At 68.9% G+C, this 206-nt stretch carries 1 protein-coding gene; it reads right to left on the reverse strand.

All coding sequences use genetic code 11. The features are described 5' to 3' along the window. Positions 1–205: Hpt domain-containing protein (locus AC6H42_RS02000; protein WP_497547306.1), on the reverse strand; the 205-nt coding region annotated here is incomplete at its 3' end. Position 206 lies beyond the last annotated feature (1 nt).

A 206-nucleotide genomic window follows, 5' to 3' on the forward strand; every position in this document is an offset into this window, starting at 1 on the left:
AGGACAGCAGCAGCGTGACCAGCTCGCCGTCCGTATCGACCGTCCCGGCGCGGACTTCATCGAGCACGCTTTCCAGCACGTGGGTGAAGGCGACGATGTGGTCCAGGCTGAACAGGCCGGCCGAGCCCTTGATGGTGTGCGCGGCGCGGAAGATCGCGTGCACCGCCTCGTCGCCGCCGGACTGGCTGCCGTTGCCGGCGTTCAGC

The sequence above is a fragment of the Massilia sp. NBRC 108631 genome (assembly GCF_059704565.1).